16 protein-coding genes are annotated in these 20,485 nt (G+C 45.5%); 2 read left to right on the plus strand and 14 right to left on the minus strand.

Features of this window, described 5'->3' with window-relative positions:
- Positions 1–32: 32 nt before the first annotated feature.
- On the minus strand, positions 33–557 hold the full coding sequence (locus tag F4V51_RS17830; RefSeq protein ID WP_153979080.1) for a GNAT family N-acetyltransferase: 525 nt from the start codon (positions 555–557) through the stop codon (positions 33–35).
- Positions 558–776: 219 nt separating this feature from the next.
- Here F4V51_RS17830 and F4V51_RS17835 point away from each other — a divergent pair, with 219 nt between their 5' ends.
- Positions 777–1,937 (plus strand): S8 family peptidase, encoded by a 1,161-nt coding sequence (locus tag F4V51_RS17835; protein ID WP_153979081.1) that lies wholly within the window; start codon positions 777–779, stop codon positions 1,935–1,937.
- A 134-nt stretch (positions 1,938–2,071) separates the two neighbouring features.
- Here the strand turns inward: F4V51_RS17835 and F4V51_RS17840 are convergent, their stop codons facing one another.
- The 8 genes from F4V51_RS17840 to F4V51_RS17875 all read right to left on the minus strand — a co-directional run bounded on the left by F4V51_RS17840 (position 2,072) and on the right by F4V51_RS17875 (position 12,848).
- Positions 2,072–3,514 carry a 6-phospho-beta-glucosidase gene (locus F4V51_RS17840; RefSeq protein WP_153979082.1) on the minus strand — a complete coding sequence of 481 codons (1,443 nt, stop codon included), beginning with the start codon at positions 3,512–3,514 and terminating at the stop codon, positions 2,072–2,074.
- 31 nt (positions 3,515–3,545) lie between these two features.
- Entirely contained in the window at positions 3,546–5,468 is a 1,923-nt protein-coding gene (locus tag F4V51_RS17845; protein ID WP_153979083.1) for a beta-glucoside-specific PTS transporter subunit IIABC, read from the minus strand.
- A gap of 355 nt (positions 5,469–5,823) precedes the next feature.
- On the minus strand, positions 5,824–6,663 hold the full coding sequence (gene licT / locus F4V51_RS17850; RefSeq protein WP_153980756.1) for a BglG family transcription antiterminator LicT: 840 nt from the start codon (positions 6,661–6,663) through the stop codon (positions 5,824–5,826).
- 384 nt (positions 6,664–7,047) lie between these two features.
- The gene (locus F4V51_RS17855) at positions 7,048–7,353 is read right to left on the minus strand and encodes a hypothetical protein (protein WP_153979084.1); all 306 of its coding nucleotides are present in this window, start codon (positions 7,351–7,353) and stop codon (positions 7,048–7,050) included.
- 206 nt (positions 7,354–7,559) lie between these two features.
- Complete coding sequence (locus F4V51_RS17860) at positions 7,560–8,120, minus strand: DEAD/DEAH box helicase family protein (RefSeq protein ID WP_153979085.1); 561 nt, start codon at positions 8,118–8,120, stop codon at positions 7,560–7,562.
- A gap of 158 nt (positions 8,121–8,278) precedes the next feature.
- Complete coding sequence (locus F4V51_RS17865; RefSeq protein ID WP_153979086.1) at positions 8,279–9,367, minus strand: acyltransferase; 1,089 nt, start codon at positions 9,365–9,367, stop codon at positions 8,279–8,281.
- Positions 9,368–9,506: 139 nt separating this feature from the next.
- Complete coding sequence (locus F4V51_RS17870; RefSeq protein WP_153979087.1) at positions 9,507–10,040, minus strand: GNAT family N-acetyltransferase; 534 nt, start codon at positions 10,038–10,040, stop codon at positions 9,507–9,509.
- Between the two features lie 138 nt (positions 10,041–10,178).
- A complete protein-coding gene (locus F4V51_RS17875) occupies positions 10,179–12,848 on the minus strand; it encodes an alpha-L-rhamnosidase (RefSeq protein WP_153979088.1) in 2,670 nt (889 codons plus the stop codon).
- A 136-nt stretch (positions 12,849–12,984) separates the two neighbouring features.
- Here F4V51_RS17875 and F4V51_RS17880 point away from each other — a divergent pair, with 136 nt between their 5' ends.
- A complete protein-coding gene (locus tag F4V51_RS17880; RefSeq protein ID WP_153979089.1) occupies positions 12,985–13,854 on the plus strand; it encodes an AraC family transcriptional regulator in 870 nt (289 codons plus the stop codon).
- A gap of 29 nt (positions 13,855–13,883) precedes the next feature.
- Here the strand turns inward: F4V51_RS17880 and F4V51_RS17885 are convergent, their stop codons facing one another.
- The 5 genes from F4V51_RS17885 to F4V51_RS17905 all read right to left on the minus strand — a co-directional run bounded on the left by F4V51_RS17885 (position 13,884) and on the right by F4V51_RS17905 (position 20,476).
- Positions 13,884–14,450 carry a 5' nucleotidase, NT5C type gene (locus tag F4V51_RS17885; RefSeq protein ID WP_153979090.1) on the minus strand — a complete coding sequence of 189 codons (567 nt, stop codon included), beginning with the start codon at positions 14,448–14,450 and terminating at the stop codon, positions 13,884–13,886.
- A 135-nt stretch (positions 14,451–14,585) separates the two neighbouring features.
- Positions 14,586–16,049 (minus strand): glycoside hydrolase family 1 protein, encoded by a 1,464-nt coding sequence (locus tag F4V51_RS17890; RefSeq protein WP_153979091.1) that lies wholly within the window; start codon positions 16,047–16,049, stop codon positions 14,586–14,588.
- 30 nt (positions 16,050–16,079) lie between these two features.
- Entirely contained in the window at positions 16,080–17,999 is a 1,920-nt protein-coding gene (locus tag F4V51_RS17895) for a beta-glucoside-specific PTS transporter subunit IIABC (RefSeq protein ID WP_153979092.1), read from the minus strand.
- A 127-nt stretch (positions 18,000–18,126) separates the two neighbouring features.
- Complete coding sequence (licT, locus tag F4V51_RS17900; protein ID WP_095357321.1) at positions 18,127–18,969, minus strand: BglG family transcription antiterminator LicT; 843 nt, start codon at positions 18,967–18,969, stop codon at positions 18,127–18,129.
- A gap of 403 nt (positions 18,970–19,372) precedes the next feature.
- A complete protein-coding gene (locus tag F4V51_RS17905; RefSeq protein ID WP_153979093.1) occupies positions 19,373–20,476 on the minus strand; it encodes a metallophosphoesterase in 1,104 nt (367 codons plus the stop codon).
- Positions 20,477–20,485: the final 9 nt, after the last annotated feature.

Here is a 20,485-nt window from a genome sequence, read left to right on the forward strand (position 1 = left end):
TCCATTCATGCAAAACACGTATACATTACGAGTCACTTCTCCGCAGGCTTATCCATATGCACGATTTGCCACTCATTATGCTCTTCGGTCACGATTGTAAATCCTTGACGCTTCCAGAAATCCACAGCCCCAGGCAAAAAACGGTGGGTGTGTAGGTATAGCGTGGTGTACGGCATTTCTCTTACCACACGCTCCAGCTCTTTCACCAAAAGTGAACCAATACCGTATCTGCGATAGGCAGGATCGACATAACATTTTACAATTTCAGCTGCGGATTGTTCCGTGTACCGGCCTTCGATCACCTGAATCCGGCCATCATATGGCACAATGCCGATGGAGCCTACAATGTCCGCTTCCTCCGTTACGGCTACCAGAAAGACCGCACCTGCTGTCTCCATATAATGTTCTCTAAATTGCATCAGATCCGCAGGTATCTGTTCATGATTCATCATTGGAAATACTTCTCTGCGGACACGCATGGCAAAATCAACAGCTTGCTCAATCTGATGGAGCTGAACCTTCATTACCTTGGGCACTGTTTGGAGCTGTTTTACCATATTTTCATTCCTATCCTGTAAATTAGAGCCTGCTTATTGCAGTTACCCCGAACCCGCTTTCTTAGTGAGTTCGCTCTCTCCCATCATCTTACCTAATTAATTTTCTTCTATCAATCTAGCTGTACTCCTATCCAAAATGATAGAAAGCCCGCGCGATTTGAGAGACTCTGCATACGATAAGACGTGTTACCAAATCAAACTCACAAGGGGGAAAAAGCGATGTGGCTATGGCTGGGTATCTCTGCTGCATTTCTGCTCATGCTGGGACTTGTATATCGTTACGTAGAAGACATCCTAGAAACGCGAAAATTTCATCCCCATGCTCCCAAGCAGCTTATGGTCAAGTTTAAAGACGGCACCACAGCAGATCAAATGCACACTCTGCATAAAAAAGGAAGATGCAAAGTTGCCGAAACTTATGAGGATCTCGGCTGGTATCGGGTCGAATCAAACAGAATCATGCATCGCATGCTAAAGTATTATAAGGATCATGAACTCATTGAACATGTAGAACCCAATTACCTCGCTCAGGCATCCTATACCCCGAATGACCCCTACTTCCCTTATCAGAATAACCTGCAAAAAATTAACGCGCCTGCGGCTTGGGATATTAGCCAAAGCAACAGCTCCATCAAAATAGCCATTATTGATACCGGAGTGCAGCTAAACCACCCCGAGCTTGCAAGCAAGCTCCTTCCTGGTTATGACTATGTTAGCTATGACACCATCCCTGAGGACGGAAACGGACATGGAACACATGTGGCCGGTATTGCGGCTTCGGTCACGAATAATGGAGCTGGCATCGCTGGCGTTGCTCCGCTTGCATCCATCGTACCTATTCGTGTGCTGGATGATAGCGGAATGGGAACCATGGGCAATGTCGGCAACGGGCTGGTCTATGCTGCCAATAACGGTATACAAGTGGTGAATTTGAGTCTGGGCGGACCTGTCGGCGATGCCTTCTTGCAGGCTGCGGTACAGTATGCTTGGGACCGCGGGGCAGTCATTATTGCTGCTGCCGGCAATGACAATACTTCGTATCCAATCGTGCCCGCTTCCTACCCCAATGTGATTGCTGTCGCTTCCACCAATCCTTCCGATCTGAAATCCAATTTTTCCAACTATGGTGCATGGGTTGATATGGCTGCTCCGGGTGACAGCATACTGTCGACTTATCTCGGCAGCTCGTACGCATATATGAGCGGAACATCAATGGCTGCACCACAAGTAGCAGGTGTAGCTGCCTTGCTTGCTGCCCAAGGCAAAACCAATGCCCAGATCCGTGATGCGTTGTGCTTTGCCTCCGATCCTGTATCCGGGTCCGGTGTCTATTGGCAGTATGGCAGGCTAAATGCACAACGGAGTCTGCAAGTCCCATAATTGGTTTTTCTCCTCGATGAACCTATAAAAGTGAATTTCCCTAAGTTCTGTTCAATTGAACAAAACAGGAGCAGAACCGTGTATAACACAGGACTGCTCCTCCCTTTTTCTGAATTTCACTTACTGGACAGCACTTAGAAGTATTGTGCACCTCGAGTAGCAATGACGTCTTTGTACCAGTGGAAGCTTTTCTTTTTCACCCTTCTCAGCGAACCCGTTCCGTCGTTGTTTCGGTCTACATAGATGTAACCATAACGTTTCTTCATTTCTCCTGTACCTGCACTGACCAAATCAATCGGGCCCCAGCTCGTATATCCAATGATCTCGACTCCGTCCTGAATGGCCTCTGCCATCTCGGCAAAATGACGGTCCAGATAGTCAATGCGATAATCATCCTCCACCGTATCATTATCCAGCAATACATCTGTAGCACCAAGACCATTTTCCACAATGAATAATGGCTTGCCGTAGCGATCGTGCAGCTGATTGCAGGTAATTCGCAGACCTTTCGGATCAATGGTCCATCCCCATTCCGATGCATCAAGATAAGGATTTTTCACGGAACCAAATACATTGCCCTCGGTTGAATCTTTCAAAATCTCCGGATCGGTGCTTGTGCAGCGGCTGGCATAATAGCTGAAGCCAATATAGTCCACCGTATTTTGCTTAAGAAGCTCGGCATCTTCTGGCTGTATCTCAATATGAATCCCGTTTTCTCTGAAGAAACGCTTTGTGTAGCCCGGGTATGCCCCCTTGGACTGAACATCAATGAAGAAAAATGACTCGCGATCCTGCTCCATCGCCTTCCATACGTCCTCCGGATTGGATGTGTAGGGATAAACCATACCTGCCGCCAGCATACATCCGATCTGTGCACCGGGAATCATCTCGTGACACGCCTTGACGGCAAGTGCACTGGCTACCAGTTCATGATGGGCCGCCTGATACAAGATCTGCTGCTTGTCCTCTCCCTCTTGCAGGACGATACCTGCACCAATATAAGGTAGATGCAGAAGCATATTAATTTCGTTAAACGTCATCCAGTATTTCACTTTGTCCTGATATCGATGGAATAACGTCTTCGCATAGGTCTCAAAAAATCCAATCATCTTGCGGTTCTTCCAGCCGCCATATGTTTGCACGAGATGTACAGGTACATCAAAATGACAAATGGTAACGACCGGTTCGATGTTATATTTCAACAATTCATCGAAGACATCATCATAGAATTGCAGGCCTGCCTCATTGGGCTCGGCGTCATCCCCGTTCGGGAAGATGCGAGACCAGGCGATCGAAAGTCTTAAACATTTGAACCCCATTTCGGCAAATAAAGCAATGTCTTCCTTGTACCGATGATAGAAATCAATGGCTTCATGAGAAGGGTAGAACTCGCCTTCCTTGGGTTCGAACGAGTCCAGGTTCCCCATCGCAATGGGGAAACGCCTAGACCCGGTAGGGATTAGATCGACCGTAGTCAATCCTTTCCCTCCTTCCAGATAGGCACCTTCCAGCTGATTCGCTGCTGTAGCTCCTCCCCAGAGAAAACTCTCCGGAAAGGAAGTTGGCTTTTCAAACATCAAGCACTCCTCCTCTTCATCGTAACTTGATTTAACCAAGCACCGTCAGCAATTTGTCTTTTTCGTTCACCGATGCATTCTCTGTGCTCACAACATCCAGGTAATTTGAAGTATTCGTAATAATAATGGGAGTAACCGTCTCATAACCGGCATCCTTGATGGCCTGCAGATCAAACTCCATAATCAAATCTCCAACGTTGACCCGGTCACCATCTTTTACATGAGCGTTGAAATGTTGACCTTTCAGTTGTACCGTATCTTGTCCAATGTGGATCAACATCTCTACACCATCATCCGTCACAAGTCCAATCGCATGCTTTGTGCGGTAAACTGTCTGTACAACACCTGTGATTGGAGATACCACTCGGCCACTTGTTGGTCGAATCGCAATACCTTTACCCATATGCTCACCAGCAAACGTAATGTCGTTAATTTCCTTCAATTGAATAACTTCGCCAGCCATTGGGCTGAAGATTTCGTATTTGCTGTTCGGATTGGGATCGAGTGCAGGTGCTGGTGCAGCTGCCGGAGCTGGTACAGGTGCAGCAGCTTCCTTGAAACCAACTACATACGTAAGAACAAAACCAAGTATGAACGCAACGGCTGTTGCAACAAGTGCCATGTAGAATGTTGAATCAACACCTGTGGCCGGGTTAATGAAGGTCGGATAACCGAATACGCCAAGTCCGCCAAACATGTACATTTTCGAGCCGAAGAATCCCAGTATGGCGCCGCCAATACCACCTGCAATACAGCTCATGATAAACGGTTTTTTCAGTGGAAGGGTCACACCATAGATTGCCGGCTCGGTAACACCGAAGATGCCAGAGATGAAGGCCGGAATACTCAAAGATTTCAGTTTGGCATTTTTAGTTCTCAACATTACGGCAAGTACCGCACCAATCTGAGCAAAGGATGCAGCGAACGACATGGCAACCACCGGATCCGCTCCGGACGTACTGAGGTTCAGAAGCATGACTGGAACCAGACCCCAGTGAAGACCGAACAGTACAAACACCTGCCACAGACCGCCAATGATAAGTCCTGTAAGAAGTGGGCTCAGATCATATATCCCGGTTGCTCCTGCACCGATCAACTGTCCAGCCCAAGTGGATACTGGACCAATCACAAGGAACGTTGCCGGAACGATAACAAGCAGCGTGAAGAATGGAACAAGGAATGTGCTAACCACTTTAGGAATAACATTTTTGAAGAATCTTTCGATTTTCACGGCAAAGAATGTAGCAATAATAATTGGAATAACCGAAGATGAATAGTTCATCAGGATCACAGGAATACCTAGAAATGTAATATGGATCGGTGATTCAAACAACGTACCTGCGAACAATGTGTACAATGGATCTCCTGCAGTCAAACCGGACAGCGTAGGATAAACCAGTGTAGCACCGATGGCCATACCCAGAAACGGTGAGCCGCCAAATTTCTTGATAGCTGTATAACCAAGGAATACCGGGAAGAAGTAGAACAGACAGTCACCCGTTGCATTCAGCAAATGGTACGTTCCGGATGTGTCCGTCAACCAGCCGAAGGATAGAAACATGGCTGTAAACCCTTTGATCATCCCTGTTGCAGCAAGCAAGCCGAGAAGTGGAGTGAAAACTCCCGAGATCATATCGATAAATCGGCTGAACAATCCTACTTTTTTCCCCGATTCTTCCTTCGTCTCTTCAACCTGACCTTCTGTCGGCAAGTTGCCCACCTTCACAATCGCTTTATATACATCCGGCACTTCATTGCCGATGACTACCTGATATTGTCCACCACTCTGCATAACCGTAATAACGCCGGGCAGATTTTTAATCTCTTCTGTTTTAGTGACGCTTTCATTTTTCAGTTTAAAACGTAATCTGGTTACACAGTGGAAAACGCTGTTCACGTTACCAGAACCACCTACACGGGATAGGATGTCTTTGGCCAGTTGATCGTAATTCATAGTTATTCTCCCTCTCTAAGTAGACTCCCCATGCTTGTGAAACAAAGAAAACCTGAACTACTGAACATACACAACGTGCCGGATGATCCGGAAACAAGTCGTGTTATTCAGCAATTCAGGTTTTGCCCTTAATTGGTTGCAACCCTGTAAGGCTGTACACAGCGATATTCAGTTGTTACTTCAACAACTTCATCTTAAAGTAAGTTGCAACCAGTCTACTGACCTGGAGTGATCGGCATTGCCTGATTGAACAGTTACAATCCGATTTTGTATGCGCTTACTTTATGGATTCATAATAATATAACTTCTGGACTTTTGCAAGCGCTTTTTTAGTGGAATATTTTGGATAATCAAACTACTCTGAAGTGGCGTGCACCACGCGTTCAATATGAATTGACAGGTACATCATTTCCTCGTTAGTAAGTTGATACGTGTAGTTATTTTCAATAAATTTTTTGATTTTTTCCGAGCACTTGTGCGCTTCAGGGTACTTCTTCTGGATCAATTCAAACAATTCATCATCATTGTTATTTTTATAGTGCTTCCCTTTGACCAGACGTTGGGCGAAAAATTTCAGATGTGTCACAAATTGGTAATAGTTCAGCGAGTTCTCGTCAAAATCCATTTTGAAATGGTACTTGATGATCGTCAGCACCTCTTGCATCACCTGTGTCATGCTTCGAATATTTGGCATTTCTTCGTTAAGTGCTGCATTTACAAAATGTAATGCCATAAATCCGGCTTCATCTTCCGGTAACAGGACACCAAATTGATCACAAATCATGTTGAGTGCCTCAAGTCCCACTTCGTACTCATCCTTGTACAACTGTTTCGTTTCCCACAGTAGTCCATTTCGTATAGGCAGGTTCTTGCGATATCGCTCAATGGCGAAATGGATATGATCTGTAAGATGGAGATAGATGCTGTCATTCAATTTTTTGCCCAATTTCAGTTTGGCATACGCGATGATCTCTTCGGAAACTTTCATGTATTCCAGCGGTATGCTGGCGATTAATGTTTTGAAGTTTTCCTGGATATCTTCGTTCTGCAAAGTAAAGATCTTGTCAATTTGCTCCTCGGAGACCTGATCACCTGCCCGCTTCTGAAAAGCTATACCTCGGCCAATGACGATGACTTCGCGCCCATCCTGAATGGCAACTACAGCATTATTGTTCAGCACCTTCTCGATTTTCACTTTATCCACCCCAATATACAGAAAAAGACAAGCCATACCTTCAACGAGGTCATAGGTCCTGCCCTTTTCAACTTCAATATCTACGATATGTGCGTTCATGGTATTACAATTTTCTACAATGTGCAACAATAAATTTAATCTGGTTCCATCTGTTTTATTTTATTCAGTCTCTCCCTTATGTTCTTGAAGCATTTGCATTAATTCCTCTCGAATGAATAATATACGCCCAACATATGAAGAGCAATACTCATCCATTTTCCGCTCTTAGATCGCCAGTATTCCATACCATTCATGGTTAATGAGAGAAAGTTGAATGAATTACCGACCCGAGGAGAAACGATCACTTTTTTGCATTAAATTGCAGGACGAAGCAAACTTGCAATCCTAGTTTTTCTTATTTCTATTTTCCTTCTCCAGCTCAGCTACAATCCTCTTGTTGATCACACGAATCTCATCAGAAGTAAGTTGATCCTGTTGACTCAACTCTTTCTCGAATTCGTATTCTTCTGCTTCCTTGTTGTTCATGAGCCCCAGATGCTTCTTGATCGTACGGATATCTTCACGAATATATAACGTATTTCGATAATTATCCACCACAAGTCCGAGAATAACACCAATGACGATGACAGTGCCGTACGGAACCAAAAGACTTACAATGGCTCCTGCAATCATCAAGATGAGTACAAACAATATGATTCAACTCCTTAGACTTTGCAAATATTAGTACAATCGCTTCTCATACAATTCTTGCAAAAAACGGACGACATCGTCCTCCGTAACACCTAATTTGCTAGCATGCGCAGCGATAATACGTGCTGGTTAGGGTGATTTCTCCTTGGCGAGCCAGTTCTCAGGTTCCCATGTGTGCGAACGTTTAAAGGCTTGCGGATCGCTGATTATAGATTAAATCTTTTCTTGATGGCTTCTGCCACCTCTTCAGGACTTTTATGTGTGTTATTGATTCGAATATAGTGCTCATGTGTAAATTCTCCCGGGACTGAATTCAGTTGGTGCTTGTTCATGCTTTCTAGCAAATCCTGTTCAGACCATTCCACGTTTCGCTTCGTTGCCTTGTGCAGCAGCCGGTGAGGACTCCGGTTACGTTTCAATCGCTCCGGCATATCTGCCTCCAATTCGACATAACACACCTGTCCGCCCTGAGCAGTGAACAGCTCACTGATTTTACGGATATATTCTGCATCCTCTATGGAATCAAACGCCCACACGTATGTAAAGATCAAGCCTGGAAGATTGCTCTTCGCCACTTCTTCAAAAATTTCCTGACGAAACAGACTCACCAGTCGTTTACCTTGAGGTGTACCATAACTGAAATAGGGAGATACCAGTTCGATGGTCATGTGATTATGAAACAACTTCAGATCCGTGATCTTCTCCAGTTCCTGGCCGACGGTCATCTTCCCGACCGCTTGTGGACCAAAAATGATGACAAACTTCATCCCATCACTCCTCCTTTGGATATAAATTACTTGAATTTTCTGGACATTCATCCATAATACCTCTTTAAAAGCAAATAAAGAAGAGATTCGAGTTCCCCTTTTTTTCATCAGGAGCTTTAGAATCTCTTAATTCATATTCTTAAATATAATATTCAAATTTAGCGCCCAATCAACGCCCAGCCCCATTTCATTCGCCGTAATCCAATCGCTACTACCCAAGAGAGCAGCAGGGCAACGACGTATGACAGTAGTATGCCAAGACTAAAATGCCGGGCCAGTTCCACCGAGAACTCCCGTCTCCAGAATAACAATACTAATGGGTGCATCAAGAATACGCCGAAGGCCACTGTACCCAGTGAGTCGAAGAGACGATGAATCCGATGTGCTCGATCCCGCTTTTTTGCCGCTATTCGTTCACATCCCATCAGCAATAACAAACATGCAGAAAGTGTAAACAAATTCCGGAACAAAAACAGCAAGGTATACTGCACGATTGGTATTGCAGTTAAGGATGTTTTTATGTAGACACTGCCATATATAAATATAAAAGCTCCGCTTAAAAAGGCCAAAATTAAAAGATAGCGGTATGAACGCAGTTTCTCCAGAGAAACGTTAAAGTTCAGGCCAATCCACGCGCCAAACCCAATAACGATCAGATAACTCGGCAGTAGACTTCCCATTCGTTCGAAGTGAAACTGAAGATGCAGCACATAAAAGACAGCCTGAGCTGCAATGAAGAATAAAGGCAGATAACGCTTAAATAAACGAAACCGGGTTAGTGATAATAGTAACGGAAATACTACATAAAACTGAAGAATAATAAGAAAAAAGTATAAGTGCGTATGGGCCGTTCCTGTGAGCAATTGTTTAAGAAAAAACGTAAAATGAGACATTGGATCATGACGTGCCAGCAGCTGTTTGACCCCAAAATAAATGAATGACCACATCACATAAGGCACAAACACATAGAGCAGACGTTTTTTATAAAATCCGAACATCCACCCCGGTTCCTTCACCCTGGCACTATAATTGTAGAACAAAACAAGCGAGGACAAAAACAGAAACGCAGGCACCGCAAATTGCAGTATACTGTTCCAGAAAAAATAAAAATCATGGCCCTGTGAATGAGTGGGATAATGGGTAACTGCTGTGGATGTTGCATGGATGGCAACCACCGCCATGATGGCAATAGCCCGAAACAGATCCAGATATTCAATTCGCCGGGGCCGATTAACCGGTTGATTCATGATAAAACCTCACTTATGACTGATATGGGATGATAGTTTCCGGCCGCAATCCAGATTCTACACTTCATTGTAATCAGCCTGAGAGGGTTATACAATCGATATCTATATTATTTTCGTCAATCCACACACATATTCAACATTATTCGACATTATCAATCCAGAATCGCTCCACTACGTTACCATCTGGCTCAACATAATGTTGATCCTGCACTCCTCCATTACGAAGAATGACTTTTTTGGAAGCGATATTGTGGGCGTCGCACACAACCAGCACTTTGGTAATTCCAAGCTCCCTAGCCTTAACCAGGCTCAGTTCAAGGATCTGTGACCCATAATGGTTCCGACGCTCATCTGGACGAATTCCATAGCCGATATGTCCACCACTGTTGAACAGTTTGTCCGTAAGCTCATGCCTGATATTAACGGCTCCAACCATCTTGCCTGTCTCTGTCACAAGCCAGTATGTACTATCCTTGACCCACCCTTCCGGAATGTCGATTCCTTGTTCATTCCGATGAAGAGAGGCTACCATTCCTTCAAAATCACTTGGATCTTTTGCAATAACCCAAGGTACCATCAATTCTCCACTTTGGAGCCAATCCTGATAAAATGCCATGTATGCTTCTTGATAAACAATTGATGGTTTAACGAGTCTGACTTGTTCTTTTGTCATACGAAGTACACTCTCCTTTCCCTAATACTACAACTACATTATATAAAAATGAAGAAGGACCTGCGTTAATGCAGATCCTTTTTTCAATGTGCTTATATTCCTCTATCTATATTACTTTATGATTACGGGCACCGATTCCTACACACACTTGTATGTGAAATGGTAACTTCCCGATCCCAAATCAATCTTCACGTGAGATTCTTTCGTTTGAACACCCTGAAGATGCGGCACCTTGTGCAAAGGAAGACCATCCTCCATAACTGTCTGCAGGCTTGCACCCGGCAAAACAACGATACCCGTTACATTTGCGGGAATGGTTACATGCACTTCCATCTCATTGTGTTCCCCGCGATACCAGCGGGAACCCACACGTCCATACATCGTATCAAGACTTGCTTCCACCCAATCCAAACCCGGACCAGGCTGCGGCTCAAAATGCACAACACGGAAGCCCGGAGATTTCTCATCGGAACGGATGCCAGCAACATAACGGTATAGCCACTCTCCAATCGCACCGTACGCATAATGGTTGAATGAATTCATATCTGCACTCCATAGGCTTCCATCTTCTTTTATCCCGTCCCAATGTTCCCAGACAGTCGTCGCCCCTTTCGTCACCTGATACAGCCAGGACGGGTAGTCTTCCTGAAAGAGCAGCGTGTAAGCCAGATCATGATGACCCGTTTCGCTAAGTACCGGATTCAGGTATGGGGTACCCACAAAACCGGTTGTCAGATGATTCCCTGCATCTACAATCAGTTTCCCCAGTTGGTCTATAGCCCGCTGTCTTGCCTTAGCATCCAGTAATTCAAAATGCAGGGCAAGAACATGGGCTGTTTGTGTAGGAACCGCCAATTTCCCCGCTGGCGTAACAAATTCCTCACGGAATGCCGTTACAATATGTTCATGCAATTTTGCATAGTATGCTTCATCCTCGCCCTGCCCAAGAACTGCGGCCGTCTTTCTCACGAGTGAGACCGAATAGGCATAGAACGCCGTTGCCACAAAATCCTTGTCCGTCGCACCAATGTAGCTGTCCGGCTTGGAATCAAGTCCGAGCCAATCCCCAAAGTGAAATCCCGTGTTCCATAAGTATGGATTGTTACCTTGCTGATAAATATAATGAACCCAACGTTTCATGCTGTCATATTGCTCGGCAAGCAGTCTGATGTCCCCATACATCTCGTAAATGGTCCAGGGACAGATAACCGCTGCATCGCCCCAAGCAGCCGAGGAATGACTGGTATCTCCCCAGCCCTCTGAAGTTGAACCTCTTAGATCCGGAACGAAAAAGGGAATACCGCCGTCCTCGCCCTGATCTGCCTGTAGATCCCGCAGCCATTTTGTGAAGAAGGGGCCCGTGTTCATTAGATATGAAGCTGTCCGAATAAACATCTGGGCGTCGCCGGTCCAACCAAGACGTTCATCCCGCTGTGGACAATCTGTCGGTACGTCAAGAAAATTCCCCTTTTGTCCCCAGAGTATGTTGTGATGAAGCTGGTTTACAAGCGGGCTGGAGCATTGGAAATCACTTGTTCGCTCCATATCGGAGTGCAGCACCACTCCCCTAAAGTCATCTAGATTTATGGATTCCGCGAAGCCGATGAGCTTCACATAACGGAATCCCTGAAATGTGAAATGGGGTTCATATGACTCAACCCCCTCACCTTTTAACGTATATTGAATAGACTGCGCTGCTCCGCGCAGATTCTCGGTATAAAAGTTACCCTCATGATCCAAAATCTCAGCGTGTCTTAATTCAACGGTATGCCCTTGTTTACCCTCGATGTTGAATTTCACCCATCCCACCATATTTTGCCCCATGTCGAGCACAAGGTCTCCCTGTGGAGTTGTGATCAAGGCGATAGGCTCGAGCTCCTGCACCCTGGTAACAGGTACGTTCTCCTGAGCAACGATAATATCCTTGGTATATTCCAATACATCCACAGGTGACCAGCGGGTTGAAGTGTTATCTGTCCAATCCGTCTCCAAGCGTGCATCGTAGGTCTCCCCCATGTAAATATCAGACATACGGATGGCACTGCTCGCCGTCTTCCAGTCTCCATTAGACAGAATGCTTTCTACCGTTCCATCCGCGTAGTCAATATGGAGTTCCAGCAGTAAAGCTGCTTGATCTCCGAATATCCTCTTTTCTTTATTCCATCCCAAATGACCTTTATACCAACCGTCACCAAGGTATGCACCCAAAACATTCCCACCTGCTTGCAGAAGATCAGTGACATCATACACCTGGTATTGCAACCGCTTACCATAACTGGTCCATCCAGGCGTGAAATAATCCTGACCCACTCTCTTATTATTCAGGTGCAACTCATAGAGTCCAAGAGCTGTTACATAAATTCTTGCACGTGTTACCTCTTGTTTCAGTTCAAACGTCGTACGTAGGCGAGGACATGCCGTATCATGCTCATCTTTGGGTCTGGACGTAATCCAATCAGCCTGCCACGAATTCTTGCTGTCCATCAGTCCCATTTCGAAGAATGCTGCTGCTGACCAGGCAGATTGCTCTTCATCAGCGTCCCAGACACGTATACGATAATAATACCGGGTTCGTGCCTGAGGCTCCCAACCAGCCAGTTCCACATGGATGGACTGATCGGAGATGACTTTTCCGGAATCCCACACGGTCTGTTCATGGCCATCCGTTAGAGATAATTGAATTTGATAGGCAGATTGAACGCAGTTTCGCTGGTCCGACTGCAATTGCCAGCTTAATCTGGGTGATTCGACATCCAGACCAATCGGATTTACTTTATACTCGCAACGAAGATGATTGATGGTCAACATAGGATAAACATTCCTTTCCATCGTGGTTTCCAACACAGGCTTACGCTATAATTATACTAATCCCAATCAAGGAAATACCCGGTAATGAGGACTGTTTAACCCGGTAATTCGGCCATAACCTTAAGGAGGTGAAGACATGAACTCATCTGTGCACCTGTTAAAAAGTGAACTCTTCTTCAACTCCGAACTGCAGCTATTTGTGAATAGATGTACCGAAGACTTCAACCTGCCTTTCCATGCCCATGATTTCTTGGAATACGGTTATGTTGCGGAAGGCGCGGGTTTCCATCACATTGATCAGGACATTGTCCCGGTTCAAAAAGGCATGCTGTTTGTCATCCCGGTGGGCGTTCCCCATGTATTTCGTCCATCATCCTCCAATGTCTCAGAGCATCCGCTTATCATATATAACTGTCTGTTCCATATAGAGCTGATACATAAACTGTCCCTCACCATTCAGGAAGAGGACATTCGAAGCCACCTGATCGATTTGGCCAACAATGAGGTCTCTTATATATCCATTGGTGATCCGAATCGTCAGATTGAAGAATTGATGGTGAAGCTCTACCATGAAACCTCCGTTGCGGGAATCGGTTCGTCCAGTATGTTATTCACACTCGTTTGCCAGCTTATCGTAACGACCTACAGACAGCTGTATCAGAAAAAGCACGGTGAACAAGGGCCCTCTTCCGATTTTGAATACATCCTTCAATATCTGGATCAGCATCTCGGCATGCGCATTCGCATGAGTGATCTATCTCACCGATCAGGTTGGAGCGAAAAGCAAATTGGCCGCATGTTCCTAAGCTATACAGGACAGACGTTCAGCTCTTACCTCCAGCACCTGCGCATACAAAAAAGCCGTGAACTCCTGAAGAGCTCACAGCATAAAGTTAGCCTCATCGCCGAGCTTGTCGGCTACCGGGATGTAGACACATTCTACAACGTTTTCAAACGAATTACCGGGGAAACGCCGCTGACATATCGCAAAAAATCCAGAACCTGATGTCCTGGACCTTCCTTTTGCTACTTTGACTAGCCACTTGCAGTCTCAAACAAGTCATCTATGTACGCCTTGGCCCCTTTCCAACTGGACATCAAGGGAAACGGATACTGTGCCCGCTCACTCCCATTCCACGGATGAGGGATACAAATGACTTTCTTTCCCGCTTTCCAAGCCGGAATCAAATTATGTGCTCCGTCATCAATTAACAAGTCAAAGTTAATCAAATTTTTTCGTTTGCATGTGATAAACTGCTCCGCCGTGATAAAGGGCATATGGCGCTGAAGCCAGTTCCACTTTTCCACCACGGTCTTCGGATCTGCTGCCGTCACAATAATAACGTCATAAGCTTCATTTAGCTTCTTCATTTCATCTACAACGTACTCGTCGTACAGCTCCAATTCCTCAAATAGTCCCGGCCGACCATAAAAAACTTCATGAGTGCTCTCCGGATGACGCAAGTGAGACGTATCCCAATGAGTCATATCCTCATAACGCAGCGGATGGGTCGGGAAATTGATGTTGTTGTGATAAATGGCTCGCCGGACCAGATGACAGATTGTATCATCCATGTCTACCGCAATGATTGGTTTTTTCATGTTATCCCTCCCCAGTACGAACACAGTATATCACCCCGGGTGTCATGAAGCTATTCTTTTTACCAGCTCATCTATGGATAAAAAAAGGCGCCCCCTGCGCCGCTCACCTGCCGCGCCTGGGGCTGCCATTTTGAATTAAGCCAAATCTTCACCGTTGGAAGCAATAACTTTTTGATACCAGCCAAAGCTTTTTTTCTTATAACGGTTCAATGTACCTTGTCCGTTATCGTCCTGATCGACGTAGATTACGCCATAACGCTTGGACATCTCGGAGGTGGAGGCACTGATGATGTCAATCGCTCCCCAGTTGGTGTAACCCATGAGGTCCACACCATCCATAACGGCTTCCTTCATTTGCGTAATATGTTTTCTCAGGTAATCAATCCGGTAATAATCGCTAATGGAACCGTCAGCCTCAACTGTATCCTTGGCACCTAGTCCGTTCTCCACGACGAATAATGGTAATTGATAACGATCATACAGCTCTTTGAGCGCTACGCGAAGACCGATGGGGTCAAGCTGCCAGCCCCATTCTGTACGTTCCAGATTCGGGTTTTTAATGGTGCTGTACAGGTTGCCTCCGGTTACTCCATATTCCTCCGGATTTACAGCAGACACCAAGGACGTGTAGTAGCTGAACGAGATGAAATCGACCGTGTGCTTTTTCAACAGTTCTTCATCGCCTGGTTCCATAACAATGGAGATTCCATGCTCAGCCCAGTAACGTGCCATGAAGGTTGGATAACTTCCGCGAACCTGCACATCGGTATGCAGCAGATTCAGTTGGTTATCAATCTGTGCCTGCAGCACATCCTCCGGTTTCGAAGTGGCCGGATAGTGAATCATGCGAGCAAGCATACAGCCAATCTGGAACTCCGGATTAATCTGACGAGCTTTTTCCGTAACCAGACTGCTGGCCACGAATTGGTGATGAAGCGCCTGATACGAAGCCTGCATCACATTGTCCACGCGGTCTTCGATAATGCCTCCACCTGTGAACGGCTCAATGATGGTGGTGTTGATTTCATTAAACGTCAGCCAATATTTAACCTTGTCTTTGTAACGGGTCATTACCGTTTCAGCATATCTCAGAAAATGACCAATGACCTCCCGGCCAGCCCAGCCGTTATACTTCAGTACCAGTGCCATTGGCATTTCATAATGAGAAAGTGTTACGAGTGGTTCAATGTTGTGCTTGCGCAGTTCATCGAATACTTCGTCATAGAAGCGCAGTCCTTCTTCATTAGGTTCTGCATCATAACCGTTTGGGAAAATACGCGGCCAGTTGATCGATAGACGAAAAGTCTTGAAACCAAGCTCCGCGAATAGCGCGATATCCTCTTTGAAGCGATGATAAAAATCAATCCCATAGCGTTTCGGATAACCCTCCGCACTAAGGTGGGACATTGCTTTCTCAACGGTTGCAGTCGTCACATGCATGAGCTCTCTTAGATTGGTGTAGTCTTTTTTCTCAAAATAAGGAACCATGTCCGCTGTGGACCAGCCTTTGCCACCTGCATCGAATCCACCTTCAGCCTGATTGGCGGCAATGGCGCCGCCCCACAGAAAACCTTCCGGAAATCCTTGTCGATTAATCATGCGTCTCTCTCCTCTTCTCGTTGATTAAGATTAAATTTGGGCTTTCAATACCTCTTGCCCAATCGTGATTTCACCCAAGTTCACTGGCTGAATGTCTTTATAATCCGCCGTGTTAGTAACCACCATGGCTGTTGTAATGTCATATTCTTTCGCAATTTGATCGAGTTCGAAGGAAAGCAGCTTGTCTCCGGCCTGTACGCGAGTTCCGGCTTCAACATGGGATTCAAAATATTGTCCGCGCAATTTGACTGTATTGATTCCCACGTGGATCAGGAGTTCCATGCCGTTATCACTGCGCACAACGATCGCATGTTTTGTTTTGAACACATTCATAACCGTTCCTGTTACTGGAGATACGAGCTCGCCCACGCTTGGAACAAACGCAACACCTTTACCCATTAATTCATCGCCAAACGTTGGATCATTGACTTCTTTCAGCGGAATTGCTTTTCCTGTCATCGGAGCTACAGCTGTCGCATCACTTGTTGGTGTTGGTGCACCCATATCATCCACGTTCACCGCTGCTGCCTCATTTGAAGGCGCTGCTGCTGGAGCAGAAGAAGCACCAGGGGAGAATTGAGCGAGCGCTTCTGCGTCTCCTTCTTCTTCCTTGATTCCGAATACCGTAGACATAATCGCACCTACCACGAAAGCAAGAATCATACCAATCAGGGAATACCAGAACGTTTGTCCAATCAGGGAAGGCAGTCCAGGAAGTCCGCCATTACCCGCAAGTACATAAGCCTTGGCTCCGAAGGCCAGTGCGAATCCGCCACCTACAGCACTACCGATCATGGCGGCAGCAAATGGCTTTTTGTATTTCATGTTTACCCCGTACATTGCCGGTTCAGTTACACCCATGAGGGCTGTAAAGCTGGTCGATAATGCAACGGTTTTGAGCTTATTGTCTTTTGCCCGGAAAAATACACCGAGCGTTGCTCCGGCTTGACCCATATTCGAGATATACGTCAGAGGCAAGAATTTATCAAAGCCAAGTGTAGCAATGTTGCTCAGGATAATCGGAACAAGTGCATAGTGCATACCTGTCATAATTATCAGCGCCATTGCACCGCCAAGCACGATACCTGCAATCAATCCGCCTTCATTCAGCAGCCAGTTAATCCCGCCAGACAATCCATTACCTACAAATGTACCCAATGGACCGATCGCGATCAGCGTAACCGGAACCATAACAAGCAAAGTAATCAACGGAACAAGCAGCAGCTTCAAAGCGGCGGGAATTACGCGATCAACCCATTTCTCCACATAGGACATGAGCCATACAGCCAGCAAGATTGGTATAACCGATGATGCATAGCTTACTGCCGTTACCGGAATGCCGATAAAAGCAACGGATTCACCGCTGGAGAGCAGTGTGCTCATATCCGGATACATTAACGCCGTACCTAATGCAATCGCAACAAACGGATTACTGCCGAACTTGCGGGCCGCACTGACTGCAATCAGCAGTGGCAGGTAATGGAAGACGCCATCCCCGATGGCTGAGAGAATGCGATAGGTGTCCGTACCCGCCGACATCCAGCCGAGAGATACAAACAGGGCAAGCAAACCTTTGAGCATACCTGCAGCGGTGATTGCTGGCAGCATGGGTGCAAATACACCTGCAATCGTTTCAAATATTTTAAGAATTACATTTTTCTTGTTGTCCGATTTGGTCTCTTTCTTTTCCGAGCTCTGCTGCAGTGCCGGATGTTCTTTGACCATCGCATCAAACACTTTAGGTACATCATTACCAATAATGACCTGGAACTGGTCACCGGAGATGTTGGTCCCCATGACCTTGTCCAGCTTCTTGAGTGTACCGTTATCCACTTTGTCATTGTCTTTCAACTCAAAGCGAAGACGGGTAATACAGTGGTACACCGAGTTGATATTATTTGTGCCCCCAACGGCTTTGATAATTTCCTGTGCCGTTTCCTGATGGTTCATGATGTTTTCCTCCTCCTATTTTCCAATAAAAAATACCCGAACGAATACGACACGTCATGTGCGCGTCATTTCATTCGGGTATTGCCTGATTGAACAGTAACAAGCCCATGGGATATTCAGTTAAAATCTAATTCTCTCGCTTGGTTTTCATTAACCGCTCCAGATGGAGCGTGAGATATAACTGTTCCGAGTGTGTCATGTCGTATTGATAATTCTTATGGATAAACGTTTCGATCTTGCCGATACACTTGAAGGTTTCCGGATAGTTTTTCCGAACCACCTCGTATAAATATTCCTCTGCATCATCATGCGTTGAATGGGTGATGACTCTCTGGCAGAAGTACTTCAAATGTGTGATGAAACGGAAATAGTTAACGCTATCTTCATCCAGTTCGACATTGAAGTGATATTTGATAATGTTCATGATTTCCTGAAGCAGCTGCATGAGATGAGTCACATCGTTCATGGAATCATTGACTTCCGCATTAATGAAATGCAGTGCAATATTGCAAACCTCATCCTTGGGAAAATCAATATCCAGTCTTTCCTTTAATAGCGTGAGCGCTTCTCGGGCAACATCGTACTCCGCCTTATAAAAGTGCTGCACTTCCCAGGAAAGCGGATTCCTTGTAATCATGCCCTTTTCCATACGCTGAACGGCAAAATGAATGTGATCCGACAACGAGACATAGATCCCGTCACTGATCGTTTTATTCAGTTGCGTACGAGCCAGCGTTACGATATCATCCGTTGCCTGCAGAATTTCAATCGGCACTTCAGTGACGATGGACTTGAATTTCTCATAGATCGATGCATCCTGAAGACGGAACACTTTCTCTATCCGTTCCTCATCAATCTCATCACCGACTTTGAACTTAAACCCGATACCCCGGCCGAGGATCAGCAGTTCCTGATTTTTGTCATCCACGGTACTGACAATATTGTTATTAAATATCTGTTTAATAATCATTTTGGACCACCCGTTTTTTTTGAGGATTAAAAAAAGGGCAAAACCAAAATAGAAATAATAAAATCATTTCCATAGTGGTTTTGCCCGCATTACCGGTAACAAGCCTCGGGTATAATTTATCACAACCTGAAAACGGTGTCAACCAAAAATGCTACCACTGTCTTATTTACATCGGTTTATTACATAGAAAAATCCTTTTTATTAGGGCTTTAATCTTAGCAATGTACTTTCTAACAGGTATTTCACATGTTTACCCCTATAGAGTATTGCCATCGAACAGTGGTGTGAAACCATATTAATGTATACTGGTTATTCTAATTCATTCGGGTTAAATGGTTTTGGTTGGCTTAAAGCAAAAACACTTCCATATAAAAAGACCCTTCATTTGAAGGGCCTTTTACTATTATTGTTGGAAGGTCACATGAATCTGAACAATTTCAGAGCGACTGCTCGTGCGAATTGGCGGTCCCCAGAAGCCATAACCTGAGGTCACAATGGAATGCATTGAACCTTTTTGCAAGTACCCCCAATCGTTCTCGTAGATCGCCTGTGTGATAAATTGAGCTGGTGCAATCTGACCACGGTGGGTGTGACCGGACACTACCAGATCCACCTGATTCTGCTCCGCAATATCCAGATCATATGGCTGATGATCCATCATCAGCACAGGCTTGCTGAGGTCGGTATCCTGCATGAACGTTGCTACTTCGGCACGATCATCTTCCGTTCCGTCTTTCCGTCCAATCAAGGTGATTTTGTCGTCCAATATGATCTTATCATCATAAAGAACCTGCATTTTGCTCTTCTCCAGCGCAGCAATCAGATCTTCAATCGGGCCGTCGAACTTGTCATGATTACCTAATGAAGCGTAGACTCCGTAATGAGCCTGAATACCACTGATAATATCTGCGATGCCACTGCTCAGGTACATGTCCAGATTGTCATCGATAATATCACCAGGATAGAGAACCAGATCAGGCTTCAAAGCGTTAATTTCCTCCACCATGCGCTTGGCATGTGCCGGGCCTGATAGAAGACCAAAATGCATGTCTGCAGCCATAACAATGTTGAGACTGTCGATCCCTTCCACCTTTTTATCAATCTGAATGCTGTACTCTCTCACGACCGGACTGTACGCATTGTAGATCCCGTATGCCATCGTAGAGAGAAGTAACACCAAAGTAACTACACCCGCCCACTTCTGCGTGTGATGTCTGGGAATCCGCGTTAATCGGAGCAACCACAATGTTAAATGAATCACTGGCAAGATCAGCAGCAGCAGCGAAAAAATCGCAAGCCAGTAAGAACCAATCACACTTAAGAAGGATATACTTCCAAACAGCCGGGCCAGAATGAATGAAACTGCAAGAAATACAAGGGCCACAATATAGAACCATCGAAATCTGGCTGACACGACGGGCTTCATCCAGCTCCAGCCGCTCCAGCCTATGTAGAACACCAATAAACCGTATACCACCAAAAACAAAATGCCTGCCAATACAAACATGCTCCGGTT

Origin of the sequence: Paenibacillus xylanilyticus (genome assembly GCF_009664365.1) — a bacterium.
Classification (GTDB): Bacteria; Bacillota; Bacilli; order Paenibacillales; family Paenibacillaceae; genus Paenibacillus; species Paenibacillus xylanilyticus_A.